This window comes from Pantoea sp. OXWO6B1 (assembly GCF_001641135.1).
GTDB lineage: Bacteria > Pseudomonadota > Gammaproteobacteria > Enterobacterales > Enterobacteriaceae > Pantoea > Pantoea allii.
The window spans coordinates 3294711-3313578 of record NZ_LWLR01000001.1 but is presented as its reverse complement, the minus strand read 5'-3'; the positions used below and the strand labels follow the sequence as shown (position 1 = coordinate 3313578).

Annotated in this window: 16 protein-coding genes, 1 tRNA gene and 1 other RNA gene; 8 read left to right on the top strand and 10 right to left on the bottom strand. The window is 54.2% G+C overall.

What is annotated here, in order from left to right; genetic code table 11:
* Positions 1-26: 26 nt before the first annotated feature.
* The 3 genes from efeO (at position 27) to phoH (ending at position 3791) form a co-directional block, all read left to right on the top strand.
* Complete coding sequence (efeO, locus tag A6A26_RS17665) at positions 27-1148, top strand: iron uptake system protein EfeO (protein WP_063881195.1); 1122 nt, start codon at positions 27-29, stop codon at positions 1146-1148.
* 2 nt (positions 1149-1150) lie between these two features.
* Positions 1151-2437: an iron uptake transporter deferrochelatase/peroxidase subunit gene (gene efeB, locus A6A26_RS17660; protein WP_063879940.1), complete on the top strand. Its 1287-nt coding sequence runs from the start codon at positions 1151-1153 to the stop codon at positions 2435-2437.
* 565 nt (positions 2438-3002) lie between these two features.
* Positions 3003-3791, top strand: coding sequence for a phosphate starvation-inducible protein PhoH (gene phoH / locus A6A26_RS17655; protein WP_013026125.1), 789 nt, complete (start codon positions 3003-3005; stop codon positions 3789-3791).
* A 67-nt stretch (positions 3792-3858) separates the two neighbouring features.
* On the opposite strand, the gene A6A26_RS17650 is transcribed toward phoH, so the two are convergent.
* The 5 genes from A6A26_RS17650 to ssuD all read right to left on the bottom strand — a co-directional run bounded on the left by A6A26_RS17650 (position 3859) and on the right by ssuD (position 10843).
* Complete coding sequence (locus tag A6A26_RS17650; protein WP_063879939.1) at positions 3859-5061, bottom strand: acyl-CoA dehydrogenase family protein; 1203 nt, start codon at positions 5059-5061, stop codon at positions 3859-3861.
* A complete protein-coding gene (locus A6A26_RS17645; protein WP_063879938.1) occupies positions 5054-6517 on the bottom strand; it encodes an MFS transporter in 1464 nt (487 codons plus the stop codon). The genes A6A26_RS17650 and A6A26_RS17645 overlap by 8 nt, the downstream gene beginning before the upstream one ends.
* Before the next feature lie 244 nt (positions 6518-6761).
* On the bottom strand, positions 6762-8171 hold the full coding sequence (locus A6A26_RS17640; RefSeq protein ID WP_063879937.1) for an LLM class flavin-dependent oxidoreductase: 1410 nt from the start codon (positions 8169-8171) through the stop codon (positions 6762-6764).
* A 71-nt stretch (positions 8172-8242) separates the two neighbouring features.
* The gene (locus tag A6A26_RS17635; protein ID WP_063879936.1) at positions 8243-9655 is read right to left on the bottom strand and encodes an FAD/NAD(P)-binding protein; all 1413 of its coding nucleotides are present in this window, start codon (positions 9653-9655) and stop codon (positions 8243-8245) included.
* A gap of 15 nt (positions 9656-9670) precedes the next feature.
* Positions 9671-10843 carry an FMNH2-dependent alkanesulfonate monooxygenase gene (gene ssuD / locus A6A26_RS17630; protein ID WP_063879935.1) on the bottom strand — a complete coding sequence of 391 codons (1173 nt, stop codon included), beginning with the start codon at positions 10841-10843 and terminating at the stop codon, positions 9671-9673.
* A gap of 274 nt (positions 10844-11117) precedes the next feature.
* On the opposite strand from ssuD, the gene A6A26_RS17625 reads away from it, so the two are divergent.
* The 4 genes from A6A26_RS17625 to A6A26_RS17610 all read left to right on the top strand — a co-directional run bounded on the left by A6A26_RS17625 (position 11118) and on the right by A6A26_RS17610 (position 15105).
* Complete coding sequence (locus A6A26_RS17625; protein ID WP_063879934.1) at positions 11118-13004, top strand: sigma-54-dependent Fis family transcriptional regulator; 1887 nt, start codon at positions 11118-11120, stop codon at positions 13002-13004.
* 94 nt (positions 13005-13098) lie between these two features.
* Entirely contained in the window at positions 13099-14046 is a 948-nt protein-coding gene (locus A6A26_RS17620; protein ID WP_063879933.1) for a sulfonate ABC transporter substrate-binding protein, read from the top strand.
* 323 nt (positions 14047-14369) lie between these two features.
* Positions 14370-14762 carry a type II toxin-antitoxin system RelE/ParE family toxin gene (locus A6A26_RS17615; RefSeq protein ID WP_063879932.1) on the top strand — a complete coding sequence of 131 codons (393 nt, stop codon included), beginning with the start codon at positions 14370-14372 and terminating at the stop codon, positions 14760-14762.
* Positions 14752-15105: a type II toxin-antitoxin system MqsA family antitoxin gene (locus tag A6A26_RS17610; protein WP_063879931.1), complete on the top strand. Its 354-nt coding sequence runs from the start codon at positions 14752-14754 to the stop codon at positions 15103-15105. The genes A6A26_RS17615 and A6A26_RS17610 overlap by 11 nt, the downstream gene beginning before the upstream one ends.
* Before the next feature lie 90 nt (positions 15106-15195).
* On the opposite strand, the gene A6A26_RS17605 is transcribed toward A6A26_RS17610, so the two are convergent.
* From A6A26_RS17605 to pmrA, 5 genes are all read right to left on the bottom strand, one after another.
* Positions 15196-15320: non-coding RNA, RtT sRNA (locus A6A26_RS17605), on the bottom strand.
* A gap of 41 nt (positions 15321-15361) precedes the next feature.
* Positions 15362-15449: transfer RNA gene (locus tag A6A26_RS17600), tRNA-Ser, on the bottom strand.
* Between the two features lie 206 nt (positions 15450-15655).
* Positions 15656-16195, bottom strand: coding sequence for a peptide-methionine (S)-S-oxide reductase MsrA (msrA, locus tag A6A26_RS17595; RefSeq protein WP_063879930.1), 540 nt, complete (start codon positions 16193-16195; stop codon positions 15656-15658).
* A 354-nt stretch (positions 16196-16549) separates the two neighbouring features.
* Complete coding sequence (gene pmrB / locus A6A26_RS17590) at positions 16550-17620, bottom strand: two-component system sensor histidine kinase PmrB (protein ID WP_063881194.1); 1071 nt, start codon at positions 17618-17620, stop codon at positions 16550-16552.
* Positions 17621-17625: 5 nt separating this feature from the next.
* On the bottom strand, positions 17626-18303 hold the full coding sequence (gene pmrA, locus A6A26_RS17585; protein ID WP_063879929.1) for a two-component system response regulator PmrA: 678 nt from the start codon (positions 18301-18303) through the stop codon (positions 17626-17628).
* 96 nt (positions 18304-18399) lie between these two features.
* Between pmrA and A6A26_RS17580 the strand changes: the two genes are divergently transcribed.
* Positions 18400-18747: a hypothetical protein gene (locus A6A26_RS17580; RefSeq protein WP_063879928.1), complete on the top strand. Its 348-nt coding sequence runs from the start codon at positions 18400-18402 to the stop codon at positions 18745-18747.
* The last annotated feature ends 121 nt before the right edge of the window (positions 18748-18868 follow it).

The window sequence follows — 18868 nt, the reverse complement described above, 5'->3', positions numbered from 1 at the left end:
GCGCCTCTGACTTTATAGGGAAAAATATGATGATGCGTTTTCGCCGTAATGCGGTGCTGGCTTCGCTGCTGGCGGTTTCCGGTTCTACGCTGGCCGCCGCGATCCCACAGGTTAGCGTGAGTGTCACTGACAAGCAGTGCGAGCCTGTGTCGCTGACGGTTCAGGCGGGTAAGACTCAGTTTTTAATCAAAAATAACAGTCAAAAAGCGCTGGAATGGGAAATCCTCAAAGGTGTGATGGTGGTTGAGGAGCGCGAAAATATTGCACCGGGTTTCAGTCAAAAACTGACCGCCAACCTCGAAGCTGGCGAATATGAAATGACCTGTGGCCTGCTGACCAATCCAAAAGGTAAGTTGATTGTGCAGGGCAGCGGCGGCAAAAGTGCGCAGAAAGGGAAGAGCGAACTGATGCAACTGGCCGGCCCGATCAACGCTTATAAAGCCTATGTGACTGATGAAGTGAATCAGCTGGTGACGGGCACCCAGGCCTTTACTGACGCGGTGAAAGCCGGCGATGTAGAAAAAGCCAAAGCGCTGTTTGCGCCGACGCGCCAGCATTATGAACGTATAGAACCCATCGCTGAGCTGTTCTCCGATCTGGATGGTCGCATCGACGCCCGTGAAGATGATTATGAGAAAAAAGCACAAGATCCGAAATTCACCGGTTTCCACCGTCTGGAAAAAGCCCTGTTTGCTGATAACAGCACCAAAGATATGGCGGGCTATGCCGAACAGTTGAACAACGACGTGCACGATCTGCAAAAACGCGTCAGCGAGCTGGCTTTCCCACCGGCAAAAGTGGTCGGTGGCGCGGCGGGGCTTATCGAAGAAGTGGCCTCCAGTAAAATCTCTGGAGAGGAAGATCGGTACAGCCGCACCGACTTGTGGGATTTCCGGGCTAACGTCGATGGCGCGCAAAAAATTGTCGAGCTGTTGCGTCCTGTTCTGAAGCAGGCGAATCCCCAGCTTCTGGCGAAAGTGGATGCGAATTTCGCTAAAGTTGACGCGATCCTGGATAAATACCGCAGCGGTCAGGGGTATGAATCTTATGAAAAACTGACGCCTGCCGACCGCACCGCGTTGAAGGGCCCGATCACCGCCCTGGCTGAAGATCTTTCCCTGCTGCGTGGCACCTTAGGCCTGGATTAATCATGGATAAGGATCAGGAGTTGACCCAGCCATCGCGTCGCCGTCTCTTAAAAGGCCTGGGGATGCTCGGTGGCGCGGCGGCCGTCAGTGCCGGATGCCCGTTTCATGCCGGGGCCGCCGACAATCCCGCCAGCTTTTCGCCGGGCACAGTGACGCCGAACGCGCGCCAGCAGACGCAGCCGTTTTATGGCGTGCACCAGGCTGGCATTACGACGCCGCAACAGGCGTCGATGATGCTGGTGGCGTTCGATGTGCTGACCAGCGACAAGCAGGAACTGCAGCGTTTGTTCCGGTTGCTGACGCAGCGCATCGCCTTTCTGACCCGGGGCGGCACGGCACCCGCAGTGACCAACCCGCAGTTGCCGCCGCTCGACTCAGGCATTCTCGGGGCAGAGATTGCCCCGGATAATCTGACCATGACCGTTTCGGTCGGCCACTCGCTGTTTGATGCGCGGTTTGGCCTGTCGGCGCTGAAACCGGTGAAACTGCAGACAATGACGCGTTTTCCTAACGACGCGTTGGATGCAAATCAGTGCCACGGCGATCTGCTGCTGCAAATCTGTGCGAACACCCAGGACACGGTGATTCATGCGCTGCGTGATGTGGTCAAACACACACCCGATCTGTTAGGCATTCGCTGGCGTCGGGAGGGGTTTATTTCCGATCATGCCGCACGCAGCGCGGGCAAAGAAACGCCGATCAATCTGCTGGGCTTCAAAGACGGCACGGCTAACCCGGACACGCATAACACGGCGTTGATGGATAAGCTGCTGTGGGTAACGGAAGAACAGGCTGAACCCGAGTGGGCGCGTCACGGCAGTTATCAGGCCGTAAGGTTGATCCGCTTCCATGTTGAAATGTGGGATCGCACGCCGTTAGGTGAGCAACAAACGATTTTTGGCCGAGAGAAACTGAGTGGTGCACCGCTGGGCATGCAGAACGAGCACGACGTGCCGGATTATCGCAAGGACCCTGATGGCGACATTATTGCGCTGGATGCGCATATTCGTCTGGCGAACCCACGCACCGCAGCAACCGAAAGCAGTTTGATGCTGCGCCGTGGATACAGTTATTCAGCGGGTATTTCAGCGTCGGGCCAGTTGGAAATGGGATTGCTGTTTGTTTGTTATCAGCATGATTTAGAATTAGGCTTTCTTACCGTACAAAATCGTCTGAATGGTGAGGCGCTGGAAGAGTATATACGTCCGTTTGGCGGGGGGTACTTTTTTGTATTACCTGGCGTTATCAGTGAAAAACATTATTTAGGCCAGTCCTTACTTGAGAGTTGATTAAATTTTAGTCACGGCATGTTGTGTGTGACAGCACAGGATGCCGTCTCTTTTCTCTCCTGCCTGTTTTTTTAGCGCTCCGTTTTTAACGTTTATTCACCTGACGAAAAATAAACTAACACGCTGTAATACAAGCGTAATTTAATTTAAGTAAGGTCAGTGTTAACGGTCGGTTGAATATTTATTTTTCATTAAAGTGAAAATACTGTTGCAAAATACCAATAAGATGGTTCACTTTACTATGAAAGCGTAATCGGGCGTGTTGATGTCTCACACTGGAGTTCGCGCATGGATAGATGTTTTTACAGCCGTATAGCAGTAAACAATATCGCACTTTCCCGTGAGGACGTTTCTTCCTCAATCGCTTTTACACCTCAACGTGTTTTCTCTCTTCAACCTCATTCCTTTTTTACCGGTAAACGGCAAGGCTGTTTTGCTGCCGGATATCAATCGTCATGGCCTGTCACGGCTCTAAAGGAAGCCAACTGAAACCTCTAAAGCGTTCACGTAATCGCATCGGGCTTGTTGCCTGAGCGGGAAATGAAACCAACTGTAAGGTGCCACTATGGGAAGACAGAAAGCAGTGATCAAAGCGCGTCGAGAAGCAAGACGAGTGCTTCGTAATGACTCCCGCAGTCATCGTCAGCGTGAAGAAGAATCGGTCACTTCGCTGGTGCAAATGGGTGGGTTGGACTCGATTGGCATGGCGCGCGATGTGCGTGACCGGGCACCGATTGAAGCCCGAAATGAAGCTCAGGCGCACTATCTTAACGCCATAGAATCAAAACAGCTTATCTTCGCCACCGGTGAAGCGGGCTGCGGCAAAACCTGGATTAGTGCTGCGAAAGCGGCAGAGGCCCTGATTCATAAGGATATCGACAGGATTATCGTTACGCGCCCGGTGCTGCAGGCGGATGAAGATCTGGGATTCCTTCCCGGGGATATCTCAGAAAAGTTCGCCCCTTATTTCCGCCCGGTTTACGACATTCTGGTTAAACGTCTTGGCGCATCCTTTATGCAATATTGTCTGCGGCCCGAAATCGGCAAAGTCGAAATCGCTCCCTTTGCTTATATGCGTGGTCGTACTTTTGAAAATGCGGTAGTGATTCTGGATGAAGCGCAGAACGTGACAGCTGCGCAGATGAAAATGTTTCTGACCCGCCTTGGCGAAAATGTCACGGTGATTGTTAACGGCGATATAACCCAGTGCGATTTGCCCGCTGGGGTGCCTTCTGGTCTCGCAGACGCGCTGGCGCGTTTCGAAGAGGACGAGATGGTGGGCATTGTCCGTTTCGGCAAAGAGGATTGTGTGCGTTCCGCGCTGTGTCAGCGCACTTTGCATGCTTACAGCTAGCGTTCGATTGAGCCATGTAGCGACCAAAACCCGGCTTCGGCCGGGTTTTTTATATTCTCCCGGCGCGTTATTCGCCGCCACCAATCTGCCAGATAAAGGTCGGATCACGTTGGTTTACCTCCCAGTCACCCACGTTGCGGCTCTTGTAGATCACCGGATTATGCGAACCAATAGTACGGGCATTGCGCCAGTGCCGATCCAGGGCTTTACTGACGCGCGTATCTGATGCGCCAAGGGCGTTAAACAGCTCGCTTGCTGCGCGCGTAATCCAGTCAACAGCCACCACCTGAGCCTTAGCCGCCTCCACTTCGGCCTGCACGTTGGCCGCATGAATCTGTTTTTCGTCCCGTCCCTGAATGTGCGCATCAAAAGCCAGCTGTAGCGCATGCGTTGCCTGCTGCACGGCGGCATCAGTTGCCCACACCCAACTGCTTATCTGCCCCACGACCTGTAAAACCTGCACATCCTGGCTAACCTGTCGGGCATTACCGTGGCTGTAGATTCGCTTTCTGCTTGCCACGCCCTGTGACACGTCGCGAACAATGGCCCGCCCAATACCGGCCAGCGTCGCCAGTAAAACATGCTGATAGAAGGCGGTTTGATAGCGAAAGCGCTCACTGAAATCATAGACGTGCGCAGGCTCAACCCAGGCCTCGCGAAAGCGGGTCGTACCGCTACCCGTCAGGCGTTGGCCAAATCCGTCCCAGTCATCGTCCCGCACCACCGCATCCTGATGTGTACTGACTACCGCAATCACATCACGCTGATTGTCAGTGCGCTTAGCGTAAACATCGATCCAGTCGGCATACAACGAGCCGGTGCTGTAAAACTTCTCACCATTGAGCTGCCAGCCTTTGTCGGTAGGAGACACGCGGGTGTTGACGTCTCCCAACTTGACGCTGCCTGTTTCACTCCAGCCGCTGCCAACGATATCGCCATCGATAAAACGACGAAACCAGCGTTGGCGATCGTCACTGTCGGGTTGATTAAGGCGATCCTCGACAAAGGCCATATGGGCTCGCAGCGCCTGAGGCAGGTTGGAATCGGCCTCGGCCAGTTCAGTCAGTAAGCGGAATAACTGAGGCAGGGACGCGCCAAAACCGCCGTGTGCCTGAGGAATACGCAGCGTGCCAAAGCCCGCCGCCTTCAGCCAGCGCAAAGGCTCATGCAGCAGCGTACGGTCACGTTCACGCTCGACGGCGCCTTCGGCGATACGGGCAAAAAGAGGGCGAAAACGCGCGGCCAGTAAGGTGTAATCAGGTTCAGACATGGTGTTCTCCGTGTGTTGACGGGTCATCAATATCGTGGCGAGTCGGCTCAAAACGGACCACTAACAAGAAAATGATGGGAATAATGGCGGCCAGTGAAACAATCCAGAACATGTTGGTGCCATAAGCCGCCTGCAGGATGGGCAGGATGAACAGCGCCAGGGCGCTTCCGATGCCCGAGATGGAACGACTAAAACCGACGCCAGTGGCACGAATATGTGTGGGATAGGAGAGTGCGGGATAGATCATTAACTGCGCGCCCGGTCCAAAGCCCTCAGCAAACAACCACAGCCCCAGCATCAAAATGGCAAACACCACGCCGGTTGTCGCATCGGGATGGCCAATCAAGGCCAGTGAGGTGAGGGCAATAAACTGCAGGGCAAATCCGGCAATGGCGACATGGCGTGACGGAAATTTCCAGGCCAAACGCATGCCAAGCAGGCCGCCGGTAAAGGCAAACAATGCGTTGAGTCCCAGCGAGGCGGAAATGGTTTCGAAGATGCCCGCCCCCAGAAACTGCGCCAGAATGGAGGGCAGAAAAAAGGCAATCGCGGTGTATTCAAACGAAATACAGGCGTTCATCACCGCTGCCACCACGGTGCGCTCCCGATAAGGTTTCTGGAATAACACGCGAAAACTGACCGCCGGTGCGGCTGGTTTTGTTGCCGCAGGAATACTGGTGTCTTCATGCGCGCGGATGCCGTACGAATCGCGCAGGATACGCACTGCACCGCTTAAATCACCCTGGTTCGCCGCCCACAGTGGGGATTCGTTCATAAACTTACTGCGCACGGCAATGATAAGCAGAGCAGGCACGGCACCAAACAGCAGCGAGGCACGCCATAACCAGTCAAGGTGCTGCGCCGGTAACAGAAAATAAAGGGCGAAGATAATCAGAAAGCATACCGAGGAGGCGGCGTACCACATCGGGCACCAGGCTGCCAGACGGGACGCTTTATTGCCTTTGCCGGAGAATTTCGAGAATTCAGCCAGATAAGCCATCGCCACAGGCAAATCAATGCCCACACCAATGCCCATCAGAAAGCGCGCGCCAATCAGTACCCAGACGTTAGGTGCCAGACCGGCTGCAATGGCGGACACCACAAAGAAAAGCATGTCAGCCATAAACACGGAATAGCGACCATATTTGTCGGTCAGCCATCCACCGATCAGATTGCCCAAAATCGTGCCAATCATAATGGATGACGTGACTAATCCGGTTAACGTGGGCGTTAAGCTAAACGCTTTCACCACATCATCAATGCCGTAAGACAGGGTCGTCAGATCGTAGGCATCCAGAAATACCCCGCCCAGCGCCAGAAACACTATCCAGCGCGCATAGCTGTTTTTCTCACTTTGGGTATTAATCAGTTTCGCGACATCACTGACGGAGCGAATAGGCGTGGAGTGAGGCGAGGCGGGGATCGCCACATCCTCATCAATATTCAGTGTGCTCATGTTGTCCTCGTTATTGTCTGTACAGGTAATGCCTTTATATGAAGGAATTGAGCCGTAAACAAACAACAAAAAGTCATAACTATTATTTTAAATTCAATAAGTTATTTCATTTATTTTTCGCATGAGAAACACCGGAAGCGTTATCGCGCATCCGGTGAAAAGAGAGCGTCAGAGGAAATAGTTCAGGCCTGACCAGAGGCTGACAGGCCAGATGGACAGACCTCAGGCGGCGGAACAAACCTCATCATGATGCCTCCGCCGGGACAATCAGACCTGATTCCGACGTGGTGCGTCGATAGCCAGCGCCCGGGTGCGGATGCTCAAGGCGCGCGCCCTGGCCAAAGAGCTTCTCTCTCAGCGTACCAGGTTGATAATCCTGTTTATAAACGCCCCGTTTTTGCAGTTCCGGCACCAGCAAATCGACGACATCTGCAAAGGTTTCATGCGTAACGGCATAGGCCAGATTAAAGCCATCAACATCGGTTTCCTCTACCCAGCTTTGTAATTCATCGGCAACGGTTTCAGTGCTGCCGACCAGCAGAGGCCCAAAGCCGCCGATGCCGACCCATTCAGCCATATTTTGTACGGTCCATTCACGTTGCGGATCGGCAGTGGAAAAGCTCTCCACAACGGACTGAATCGCATCGGTATGCAGATGCTTAAACACCTGATCGGGTTGGTACTGACTGAAATCGATGCCGGTCCAGCCGGAGATCAGCGCCAGTGCCCCTTCATGGCTGACATAGCGTTTGTAATCCTGCCATTTAGCCCGGGCGACGTTGTCGGTTTCCCCCACAATCACCGTTTGCATATTGAAAATCAAAATACTGCGTGGATCGCGACCGGCTTCCTCTGCGCGACGTCGGATATCGGCCACCGTTTTCTTTAACAGCACCTTAGACGGCGCGGCGACAAACACGCATTCGGCGTGCTGCGCGGCGAAGGCTTTACCGCGGCTGGATGCACCCGCCTGATAAAGCACTGGCGTGCGCTGCGGCGAAGGTTCACACAGATGAATGCCCGGCACCTGGAAAAAGGTTCCCTGGTGATTGATGGGATGCACCTTACTGGGATCGCTGAAAATATGGCGCTGGCGATCGCGTATGACGGCATCATCCTCCCAACTGCCTTCCAGCAGTTTGTAAACCACCTGAAGATATTCGTCGGCGTAGTCATAGCGGGCATCGTGGCTGGTTTGCGTGGCCTGTCCCAGATTGCGGGCGCCGCTTTCCAGGTAGGAGGTGACGATATTCCAGCCGACCCGACCTTTGGTCAGATGGTCCAGCGTCGACATGCGCCGGGCAAACGGATAGGGGTGCTCAAAAGAGAGCGATGCGGTCAGGCCAAAACCGAGGTGTTTTGTGACCATCGCCATTGGCGTAATCAGGGCCAGAGGATCATTCACCGGCACCTGGGCGGCACTGCGAATGGCCGCATCATTATTGCCGTTGAACACATCATAAATGCCCAGTACGTCGGCGATAAACAGGCCATCGAATTTACCGCGTTCCAGCAGCACCGCTAAGTCCGTCCAGTACTCCAGATCTTTGTATTGCCATGAGCGGTCGCGGGGATGCGCCCACAGGCCAGGGGACTGATGACCAACACAGTTCATATCAAACGCATTTAAGCGAATTTCACGTTGTTTAGGCATAGCAAACTCCTGAGCGGATGCGGCACTGTCAGGCCGCCCACGTTATTGGGATGGTGAAGAAAAGGGGTGAGTTAGTCAGTCAGCGAAAGGGGACATCGCTCATTTAGCGTTTCGGCGGTGAGGTTCAGCAACTGGCGGGCGACGGATTCAGCATGTGTGGCAACCTGGGGCAGGCCCATCAGTTCGCCAAACCGCCCCCGCGCCGCGGGGCCGACCACGTAAAGATGGGGATTAGGCTGGCCCTGAAGGTTGAGCGTTTGTGACTGCGCATTGACATGTATTCCCAGCGCCAGCGGATCGGGCTGGATAACGCCGTCGTCGGAAAGCTGTTTTAACAGCGCATCGCGCTCGGTTAAAGCACCATGTGCAGGGCCAGTGGTCACGATGACCCGCTCAACCTCCAGCATCACTGCATTGCCAGAACGGGGTTGCAGAGTAAGCTGAAGGGCGGACGGTAGGGCTTCAGCCACAGTCAGCCGCGCGGCGAGCACGCATAATTCACCACGGCGTTGTCGGTCCTGTAAGACCTGTCCGACCTGAGGCGCGATGCGATAGCGGTGTACGTCCCACCATGGCCGCAGATGCCGCAGAAAGCGGCGTTGTTCACTCAACGGCAGGCGCTGCCAAATCGCCTGGCCATTGCGCCTGACCTCATCAAACACCACCTGCCAGGGAATCGATTTTGCTTCGGCCTGGCGGATGTCCTGCCTTATTCGCCGTAGCCAGGCGCGGGTGCTCAAGGGGACGGTAAGATCACCATCAAACTGCCAACTGAGGTTTGCCTCACTCAGATTGGGCCGGGGAAGCTGCCCGCGCCGGGAAAAGACGGTGACAGGGCCACGATGTCCCTGCCGTTCAAGCGTAGCAACCATGTCGGACATGGTTAAGCCCGACCCGACAATCGCGACACGGTCGTCAGGCGCAATCTGTGACAGGGCTTGATGCCGCCAGGGATTGGCGATAAGCCCTGGATGATTTGCCAGCGGTGTTAAGGCTGCGGGAAGCTGGGGCGCGGGATGACTGATCGCCAGCACCACGATATCCGCCTGAATACGCTTGCCGGATGCGGTGCTGACCGTGCCTTGCCGCAAGGCTACGGCGCGGTCCTGCACATGTACCAGCCCGACCGGGGAATGCGCCTTTACCGCCTCAAACTGCTGATTCACCCAGTGTGCAAACTGCCTGCGTTGAGGATAGACATTGCCGTCATGCCAGTGGGCAGCCGAATCACGGATAAACGCACTGGAAGCACGGAACCAGCGGTCAAAACTGCCTTCTTCATCACCGGCTAATTGCATACGCGAGGCGGGCACATTAATGCGATGGGCCGGATCGGTTGTCGAGTAGGCAACGCCCTGAGCCAGCTGCGCCCGGGGTTCGATAACCGTCACGCGCAATCCTGAACTGCCAAGACGACCCAAATGAACGGCCAGCGCCGTTCCACTGAATCCGCCACCAACGATGACAATATGCTGCTCGGACATACACTGCCTCTCTGATTAGCTCGCACTGGCCTGTTTTTCGGGACGACGATCGCCCCCGATGGTTTCGCCGAAAGGACCGGTATTCACACTGCGCTGCTTTTTATCGGCATGGGTGGAAAGCGGCAACAGCGGCATCAGTAAATCGGCAACCCGATGTGCTTCTTCAAGATGCGGATAACCGGACAGAATAAAGTTATCAATGCCCAGCGCCTGATATTCCCGTATCCGTTCCGCCACCTGTTGCGGATTACCCACCAGCGCAGTGCCTGCGCCGCCCCGCACCAGGCCGACGCCAGCCCATAAGTTAGGCCCGATGCGCAGTCCATCACGTGAACCGCCGTGCAGGGCGCTCATGCGGGCCTGACCGGTCGAGTCCATGCGGGCAAAGATTTTCTGTGCTGCGGCAATGGTTTCTTCATCCAGGTGCGCGATCAACTTATCGGCTGCGGCCCAGGCCTCTTCCTCGGTTTCCCGCACGATCACGTGCAGACGAATGCCGTAGGAGAGCGTCCGGCCACGTTCCTCGGCACGCTTGCGCACCCCTTCCAGTTTAGCGGCAACCTGGTCTACCGGCTCGCCCCATGTCAAATAGGTATCAACCTGGCTGGCTGCAACCTCAACGGCTTCATCTGAGGAGCCGCCAAAATAAAGGGGCGGGCCTTCGGCCTGAACTGGGGGAAAGAGGATCTCAGCGCCTTCAACGTGAATATGTTCCCCGTGATAATCCACCTTTTCCCCTTTAAGCAGGCGAGAATAGACATCAAGAAACTCACGAGTGACCTGATAACGTTCAGCGTGGCTGAGAAAAATGCCGTCGCCTTTGTTTTCAACCGGGTCACCGCCCGTCACCACATTAATAAGTAAACGTCCTTCAGACAGACGATCCAGCGTTGCAGCCATGCGCGCGGCCAGGCTCGGTGGCTGTAAACCCGGTCGGACGGCCACCAGATAACGAAGCTGTTTGGTTATCGGAGCCAGCGCCGAGGCAACCAGCCAGGCGTCCTCACAGCTTTTCCCGGTCGGAATCAGTACGCCGTAAAATCCCAGATTATCGGCGGCAAGGGCGACCTGTTGCAGATAGGGCAGATCTACCGCTCTGCCGCCCTGGGTAGTCCCCAGATAACGCCCGTCGCCATGGGTCGGTAAGAACCAAAAAAGGTTAATGTTTTTTTCAGCGGCATCACGCATTAGCAGATTCCTTTATAACGATATTTGAAATTGGTAATTAGAAAAATCATTTTCGGTTATATAGCCTTAAGCAGAATGCGTGCCAACCGGTGTTGTATTTTTTATCTATTAATATCAATGAGATGGATTTTCATCGGTGTGGTAATGACTGCTGCAAATGCAGCAATGTGTGACAGCTGTTGTTGCGTTTGCAGCAATTCACGACCGGCACCGGCTCGTTTCTGACCGCAACAAGGGATATGTTTAGCGTTCACTCACTCTGCAGGAATGCGCTATGCAGCACGCTGGCCCCGATTTAATTGACCCCGCTTCCCTGGCGTTCAGGCATATTCTGGATCAGCTGGCACCCACGGACGCCACCGTCTTGATCATCGGTGAAACGGGTACCGGCAAAGAGGTGATGGCGCGCTATCTGCATCATCACAGCCAGCGTCGTCATGCGCCCTTTATGGCGGTTAACTGCGGTGCGCTGACGGAGAGCCTGGCCGAGTCTGAACTCTTTGGTCATGAAAAGGGGGCGTTTACCGGGGCGGGCGATCGCCATCGTGGCTGGTTTGAGGCCGCGCAGGGCGGAACGTTACTGCTGGATGAAATCGGCGAACTCAGTCTGCCCCTTCAGGTCAAACTGCTTCGCGTGCTACAGGAAAGGGAAATTACCCGCGTGGGATCTTCTCAGGCTGTGAAGGTTGATGTCCGGGTTATTGCCGCGACGAACCGCGATCTGACAACGGCGATAGCCGAGCGGCGGTTTCGTGAAGATCTCTACTACCGGCTTAACGTCGCCAGCGTTGCCTTGCCCCCGCTGCGCCAGCGGTCAGAGGATATCCCGGTTCTGGCAGACTATTTTCTGCAACGGTATGCGCGCCGACTGGGGCGACCGCAGTTGCGTCTGAGCGACGAGGCGATGGAAACGCTCAAAGCCTATTCCTGGCCGGGGAACATCCGGGAGCTGGAAAATACATTGCACAACGCGGTGTTGCTCTGCGAAACACCGCAGATAGAACCCCAGCAGCTGCGGCTGGGCACGGTGACGGGCGCGGGACAGGTACAAAAGCAGGATGCGCTTGATGCGTTTATTCGCCAGCAGATCCAGTGCAGCGAGTCGCCACTTTATCCCCGCGTCATTGAGGCGCTGGTCAGAAATGCCTATGAACTGAGCCAGGGCAACCAGTTACAGGCCGCGGCGCTGCTGGGAATCAGCCGTAACAGCCTGCGTACCCACCTTGGCCATTTCGGCATCATCAAGCCGCGCCGTAGCCTGATGTCAAGCCCCCGCACTGCTTCAACGGCCGTCGCGCAGGAGCGCGAGTTGCGCATCGGTTATCAAAAGTTCGGCAACCTTGGCATCCTCAAAGCGCGCCAGCAACTTGAACAGCAGCTGGCCGGGCAAAACGTCAGTGTCCTGTGGAGCGAGTTTCCCGCCGGGCCTCAGTTGTTACACGCGCTGAGCCACCGGGAAATAGATTTTGGCACCACGGGTGAAGTGCCGCCTTTGTTTGCCCAGGCCAGTCACTGCGCACTGGTCTATGTTGCCTGGGAACCGCCCGCGCCGCAAAGCGTGGCGCTGCTGGTGGCAAAGCACAGCCCAATAAACCAGATTGCCGATTTAAAGGGCAGACGTATTGCGGTGAATAAAGGTTCCAACGTCCATTTTCTGCTACTGCAAATCCTGGATGAGGCAGGGTTGACGCCGGAGGACGTGCGGATTGTTTATGCACCGCCTAAATATCCGTTAACGCCCAGCGATCTGAATGCCGTTGATGCATGGATGATGTGGGACCCTTTACTGAGCGAGGCGGAAAGCGGGGATCAGCTTCGGGTCATTGCCGACGGTGTCGGGCGAGTGAATAACCATCAGTTCTACCTTGCGGACCATCACTTCGCGAACCATTCGCCAGACCTGCTGCAGATATTGATGACCGCCCTGGAGCAGACAGGACGCTATATTGATGCGTACCCGCAAGAGGCCGCCGGGCTGCTGGCCGGAGAGCTGGGCATGTCCGATAGCGCGCTGCGACGTGCGTTAGCCCGGCGAAGCCATCAAACACAGTCGATGAACCTGGCTATCATTCGTGAGCAGCAGAGAATCGCCGATCGCTTTTATGCGCTCGGCCTGTTTCCCCGAGCGATTAACGTGCGTGACAGGGTATGGCCGCAATGACGTTTTATGACTAAAGATAGACGTTTTACGCATTAAGCTGTTTGCGCCTGATTTGTTATGTTGCGCTGATGACAACACCACTCAGGAAAGAGACATGAAAAAAATCTTATTTAGCGCGCTGCTTGCGGTCGCGCACATTGGCACTATCGTGACGGCACAGGCAGAAGAAAAGCTCAACGTGGTGAATATCGGTTTTCAGAAGGCCAATATTTTTGCCTTACTCAAATACCGTGGCACGCTGGACAGCGAATTCAAAAAGCAGGGGATTGCGGTGCACTGGGTGGAGTTTCCGGCAGGCCCGCAAATGCTGGAAGGGCTTAACATCGGCAGTATCGATCTGGCTGCAACCGGTGATGCGCCGCCAACCTTTGCGCAGGCCGCACAGGCTGACCTGGTTTATCTGGGGCACTCGCCGGCGAATCCACAAACCGAAGCCATTGTGGTGCCCGCAGATTCGACGATAAAAAGTGTCAAGGATTTAAAAGGCAAGCGCGTCGCCCTGAACAAGGGATCGGATGTGAACTATTTGCTGGTATCAGCCCTGGAGCAGGCGGGGCTGAGCTACAAAGACATCACGCCGGTTTATCTTCCTCCGGCTGATGCACGAGCGGCATTCCAGCGTGGCGCGGTGGACGCATGGGTCATCTGGGACCCTTACCTGGCGGAAGTAGAAACCAACGCGGGAGCGCGGCTGCTCAAAAATGCCGAAGGCCTGGTGCCGCACTACACTTTTTATCTGGCCAGTCGCAAATTTGCTGACGGTCATCCCGACACCGCAAAACAGGTTCTTTCAGAACTTGAAAAGCTGAGCAGCTGGGCCAATAAAAATCAGGGCGAAGCCGCTAAAATTTTGTCTGGCTCGACGGGCCTGCCCGAACCTATCTGGCAGCGCGCGCTGGCAAGAATGCCCTTAGGGGCCGAGCGAATGACGCCGGATGTCTTTAAAGAGCAGCAGACACTTGCGGATAAATTTACGCAGATTGGATTATTGCCGGTGAAGGTGGATGTCAGCAGCGCGACATGGTCACTGGATAAAAAATAAGGGATGGATGTGTTAAGGGCCTGCCGGGTAGACCGGTAGGCCTTTTGTATTGGTGGGGGATACATTTCGTAGCGTGTAATTTTTTGGGGAGCGGCTCGCACTTCGCGTACGCAAGGCGTGAACAGGGGAGGGGGGAATCTGAATCGCTGATAGTGTGGGCGGGTGTTATTCATGGCCAGCGGTAATGGCGATGCGCACCGATTGGATTTCTTGCTTTTTCACGAATAGCTTCAGACCCATTTGGACGTAAGACCAGGAGCCTCAGGCTTGTGAAGTGTAGTAATCATTACTATAATTCTCGCCATAACGAAAAGGGACTTTTCATGGGTTTTACGCTTTATGTTCATAAACGTTTTGACAGAGTGTTTAAAAAAACGCGTCTGACAGACAGCGTCCTGTGTTACGCAGCAGGTGACGTTATTACTGGCGTGTTTGAGGCTGACTTAGGCGGGGGCGTTATTAAAAAGCGCCTTGCTCTTCGCCAGGGCAAGCGTGGCGGCGCGCGAACGGTCATCTTCTTCAGACAAGGCACCAACCTGGTTTATTACGATGGATGGGTTAAAAACTTGTCGAGGAAATACGCCAGGGAAATCGATCAAGATCAGCTGGATACCTACAGGGATGTGGCAAGAATGTTTTTCCGTGCAAACAGTGAAGTGATGAGCCTGCTCGTCAGAAGCGGAATGGTCAGAGAGGTTAAATGTAATGAAAACTGAACCCGCCGAATTGAGCGAACTACTTGAAGATGCGAAAGCGTTTCACGCGTTAGGACTGGCAACAGATGAAGAAGTGGAGTCCATAGCAAAGCGCGCAAAAAATCGTGAACTCCGCGCGCGTATTGCAGCAGTAAAGCCCATGACGGCAACTGAAATTAAAGACGTGCGCATGCGTTGGGGAATGTCGCAATCGCTTGTGGCGCTCTCATTTGGCATGACGGTCGATAGCGTATCGAAATGGGAGCGAGGTGAAATCACACCGAGCCCGCCAGTGATGCGGATGCTGCAACTTCTTCGCGATAACGGCCCTGAGCTCTTTACCTCTAAGCATCAAGGTATGTAGACGCCGAACCCCGGTCGGGGCTTCTCATCCCCCTCAGCGGAGAATAGGTAAAAAAAAGCCTGAACGTGAGTTCAGGCTCTTCTTTGAAGATGGCGGTGAGAGGGGGATTCACTCGCTGCGCTCGCCCTGCGGGTGGCCTGCGGCCATGCAAAACGGCGGGGCCGTTTTGTCGAACCCCGGTCGGGGCTTCTCATCCCCCTCAGCGGAGAATAGGTAAAAAAAAGCCTGAACGTGAGTTCAGGCTCTTCTTTGAAGATGGCGGTGAGAGGGGGATTCGAACCCCCGATACGTTGCCGTATACACACTTTCCAGGCGTGCTCCTTCAGCCACTCGGACACCTCACCGCAAATTGTCGCTGACCGCGCTGGGTCAACGGGGCGCTACTATAGGGAGTCGGCCTGAAACGGTCAAGCACTATTTTTCTCTTTTGTTCTATTCGCTTAAGCTCTGAACGAATCGCATTAAGGCTGCGCAAAAGTCGGTTTTTTAGTGCAAAAAACGCGACAGTGCACAGCGCATTTGTCGGGAAGATTCGCCAGGATGCGTAAGCTTACTGCGCGCTTTTTACCCGGTTAGCAAAACTCTTACGCAGCTTTTGCAGTTTAGGTGGAATCACCGCCATGCAGTAACCGTTGCGCTGACCGGCACCTTCCCAATAATCCTGATGATAACCTTCCGCCGGATACCATGCTTTTAACGGCTCAATGGTTGTCACGATCGGGTCATTGTGATCCTGCTGAGCGCGCGCAATGGCCGCCCGGGCTTCTGCTTCCTGCTCCGGCGTCTCAACAAAAATAGCGGAACGGTACTGTGTACCGATGTCATTGCCCTGACGATTAAGCTGGGTCGGATCGTGGGTTGCAAAGCTGATGTCCAGCAAATCACCGTAGCTAACCTTCTCAGGATCAAAACCAATACGAATGGCTTCGGCATGGCCGGTGGCACCGCTGCACACCTGCTCATAGGTCGGATTAGGGCGCTCGCCACCGGTATAACCACTTTCCACTGACTCAACGCCGATCACATCTTTAAATACCGCTTCTGTACACCAGAAACAGCCGCCTGCGATCACTGCATATTCGATAGCCATAAAGTTACTCCTGTCTGGTCTGAAGGAAAGAGGTGGGGATGGGATCGATCGTTTTCAACGCCACAAGGCAATTCACTCCGTGTCAGCCTGTAGCAGGGTCAGGAAATGACGTGAGGCGAATGACTTAGCGTAGCAGGGATTGCTTGCCTGTGCCTGAAGGGAAACCTGAGGGCAGTGCGGTTTAATGTTTCCTTAATATAAGGAAGAGATACTGCATAAAACGTTATCGGAGAGACCAATGAAAACCACTAGCGTATCCGTCAGTTCTGTTTCGTCGCGCAGCAGCAGCGAATATCTTGCTACCATGATTGCCGTCTGCACAGTGATTGCCTTCCTGGCCTGCTGGTTCAACGGCTAAAGCACGCCAGCGAAGTTTACCCTGGCGCGGCAGCCTGAACGGTCAGGGCGATTTTCCAGCAGAAATTTTCCGTTATGCAGTTGGACAATCCGGCTGACAATACTCAATCCCAGCCCGATGCCGCCATAGCGCGTATCCATGCGCACAAACGCTTTGCTCAGTTCACCGCTCATACTCTCATCAATCCCGGCCCCTTCATCCTCTATAACCAGCGACATGCCGGTGGCGTTTTCAAGCCGAACCGTAATGTTGCCTTCGGGTGGGCTATAGCGATGGGCGTTCTCGACCAGATTACGCAGCAGCATCCTGAGCAATATGGCATCGCCTTTAACCACGAAAGCGTTTTCAACGTCCAGAGTGAGTGTCTGGTTACGCGCCTCAAGCATCGCGCTCAGCTCGGCTTCCATCGGCAGGATCACCTCATCCACCATCGCGACATTCTGGTAGCTGCCAGAGGTAAACTGCTGACCGGCACGCGTGAGTTGCAGCAACTGGGCGACATTTGCAGTCATCTGATCCAGCCGCTGTAATAAAGGCTGAGTATCGACCGCCTGATTACGTTGTAACAGCTCAAGATGTAACCGCAGCCCGGCCAAAGGCGTCCGCAGTTCATGGGCAACATCGGCAGTGAAGAGTCGTTCACGTTCCAGACTGGCGGTTAAGCGCGCGACGAGCCGATTAATAGCCTGCGTCACCGCGTCAATCTCCTGCACCGAGCCTTCAAAGACAATCGGTTCCAGATTCACTTCACTGCGACTTTCGAGTTCGTGCTGCAGTTGATAAAGCGGGCGCGTAATCCATCTTACCGCCTGATAGCACAGCAGCAGCGTCAGGGTAATCATCACCAGGCTTGGCAAGGCAAGGCTGACGATGGCTTCGCGCACTTCTTTATTAACGTGCTTATCCATATTGCGGTTATGCAGATGGGCTTCAACCAAAAACTGTACCTGTTCTTTGCTTTCATGCCAGAGCCACGCAACGCTGATCAACTGAAAAAACAGCATGATCAGGCCAATCGTGAGCATCAGCCGAAAACGCATCGTGGTGCCAGAGCGATAAGGATTCATGGTTATCACGACTCTTTTTCTGTACGCGACGGCGATAAGGCATAGCCGAAACCGCGCACTGTACGGATCATGCTTTTGCCAATCTTGTCACGCAGGTTATGAATATGAACTTCAAGCGTATTGGTGGAAGGTTCATTATCAAAGTTGTAGATGTCCTGATACAGCAACTCGCGATGAACCGGATGGCCCGCCTTAAGCATCAGGCGGGACAGGATGGAGAACTCTTTTGGTGTGAGGTCCAGTAGCGTATTGTCCAGATGAATCTGGCGGTGAGTCATATCCAGCGACAGATTACCCACCTCGACGCGGGAGTCACCCTGATTAACGTGACGCCTGATCAGCGCACGAATCCGTGCCAGCAACTCATCCAGTGCAAAAGGCTTTATCAAATAGTCATCAGCCCCGGCGTCCAGTCCCGCAATGCGCTCCTCTATGGTATCGCGAGCGGTCAGGATCAACACCGGCTGCATCTGCTTTTGCCGACGCAGACGTTGCAACAAATGCAGCCCGTCTTCATCTGGTAGGCCGATATCCAGAACCAGCAGGCTATAGAGCCCATTAGCCAGATGCGCTTCTGCGGAACGCGCCGTCGAAACACCATCACAAACGTAGCCTGCACCTTCCAGCGCCAGTACCAGTCCCTGTAAGAGCAGGGTATCGTCTTCAACAATCAATATCTTCATAATCGTTTTTTGGGGACCTTTACCAACCAGCGCAGGTTATTGGAAGAGAGGTTGCAGCGCCTCCGCCTCAACAGACTCGGATTTCTCAGGACATGCATGTTGAGCATTTTGACCGAAAACCAGAAGGCCGCCTATCGAATCCGGGGAAATGCGACTTTTACATCGCACGACGAATATCTGTTACAGGCATCCCGTACTCAATGCCTGAATGATACCGCGTTTACGCCGGCGGCCTGCCCGCATTTGCTAAGACCAGAAAGCGCGTTAACGTGCACGTTTATCGTAAAGCACGCATCCCTTTCGGCAAATACAGCGTTCAGCATTGGTAAAAATAATCTAATCAGTAAAAAAGGACAGTGCGCCAATTTAAAAAGGAATCATCAGAAAAAGAGGGTAGCCATACGCTATAAGAAAAAACAATTAATCACCCTTATTATCAATTGAGGAATATTCATTTAACCCAGAAGCAAAAGCCGGGATCAAAATGTCCAGAACAGACAGGACATATTTGCCGACAATAATATTGTCGAGTCTGCCTGTGAAAGATTAGGAAAACCTTAAACAG

What these genes read in the sequence shown, in the direction of transcription:
- A6A26_RS17580 (WP_063879928.1), top strand. Translation starts at nt 18,400, where the DNA reads ATGTTGAGCATTTTGACCGAAAACCAGAAGGCCGCCTATCGAATCCGG.
- ssuD (WP_063879935.1), bottom strand. Translation starts at nt 10,843, where the DNA reads ATGCGTGATGCCGCTGAAAAAAACATTAACCTTTTTTGGTTCTTACCG.
- phoH (WP_013026125.1), top strand. Translation starts at nt 3,003, where the DNA reads ATGGGAAGACAGAAAGCAGTGATCAAAGCGCGTCGAGAAGCAAGACGA.
- A6A26_RS17640 (WP_063879937.1), bottom strand. Translation starts at nt 8,171, where the DNA reads ATGCCTAAACAACGTGAAATTCGCTTAAATGCGTTTGATATGAACTGT.
- msrA (WP_063879930.1), bottom strand. Translation starts at nt 16,195, where the DNA reads ATGGCTATCGAATATGCAGTGATCGCAGGCGGCTGTTTCTGGTGTACA.
- efeO (WP_063881195.1), top strand. Translation starts at nt 27, where the DNA reads ATGATGATGCGTTTTCGCCGTAATGCGGTGCTGGCTTCGCTGCTGGCG.
- A6A26_RS17615 (WP_063879932.1), top strand. Translation starts at nt 14,370, where the DNA reads ATGGGTTTTACGCTTTATGTTCATAAACGTTTTGACAGAGTGTTTAAA.
- A6A26_RS17610 (WP_063879931.1), top strand. Translation starts at nt 14,752, where the DNA reads ATGAAAACTGAACCCGCCGAATTGAGCGAACTACTTGAAGATGCGAAA.
- efeB (WP_063879940.1), top strand. Translation starts at nt 1,151, where the DNA reads ATGGATAAGGATCAGGAGTTGACCCAGCCATCGCGTCGCCGTCTCTTA.
- pmrB (WP_063881194.1), bottom strand. Translation starts at nt 17,620, where the DNA reads ATGAATCCTTATCGCTCTGGCACCACGATGCGTTTTCGGCTGATGCTC.
- A6A26_RS17635 (WP_063879936.1), bottom strand. Translation starts at nt 9,655, where the DNA reads ATGTCCGAGCAGCATATTGTCATCGTTGGTGGCGGATTCAGTGGAACG.
- A6A26_RS17645 (WP_063879938.1), bottom strand. Translation starts at nt 6,517, where the DNA reads ATGAGCACACTGAATATTGATGAGGATGTGGCGATCCCCGCCTCGCCT.
- A6A26_RS17650 (WP_063879939.1), bottom strand. Translation starts at nt 5,061, where the DNA reads ATGTCTGAACCTGATTACACCTTACTGGCCGCGCGTTTTCGCCCTCTT.
- A6A26_RS17620 (WP_063879933.1), top strand. Translation starts at nt 13,099, where the DNA reads ATGAAAAAAATCTTATTTAGCGCGCTGCTTGCGGTCGCGCACATTGGC.
- A6A26_RS17625 (WP_063879934.1), top strand. Translation starts at nt 11,118, where the DNA reads ATGCAGCACGCTGGCCCCGATTTAATTGACCCCGCTTCCCTGGCGTTC.
- pmrA (WP_063879929.1), bottom strand. Translation starts at nt 18,303, where the DNA reads ATGAAGATATTGATTGTTGAAGACGATACCCTGCTCTTACAGGGACTG.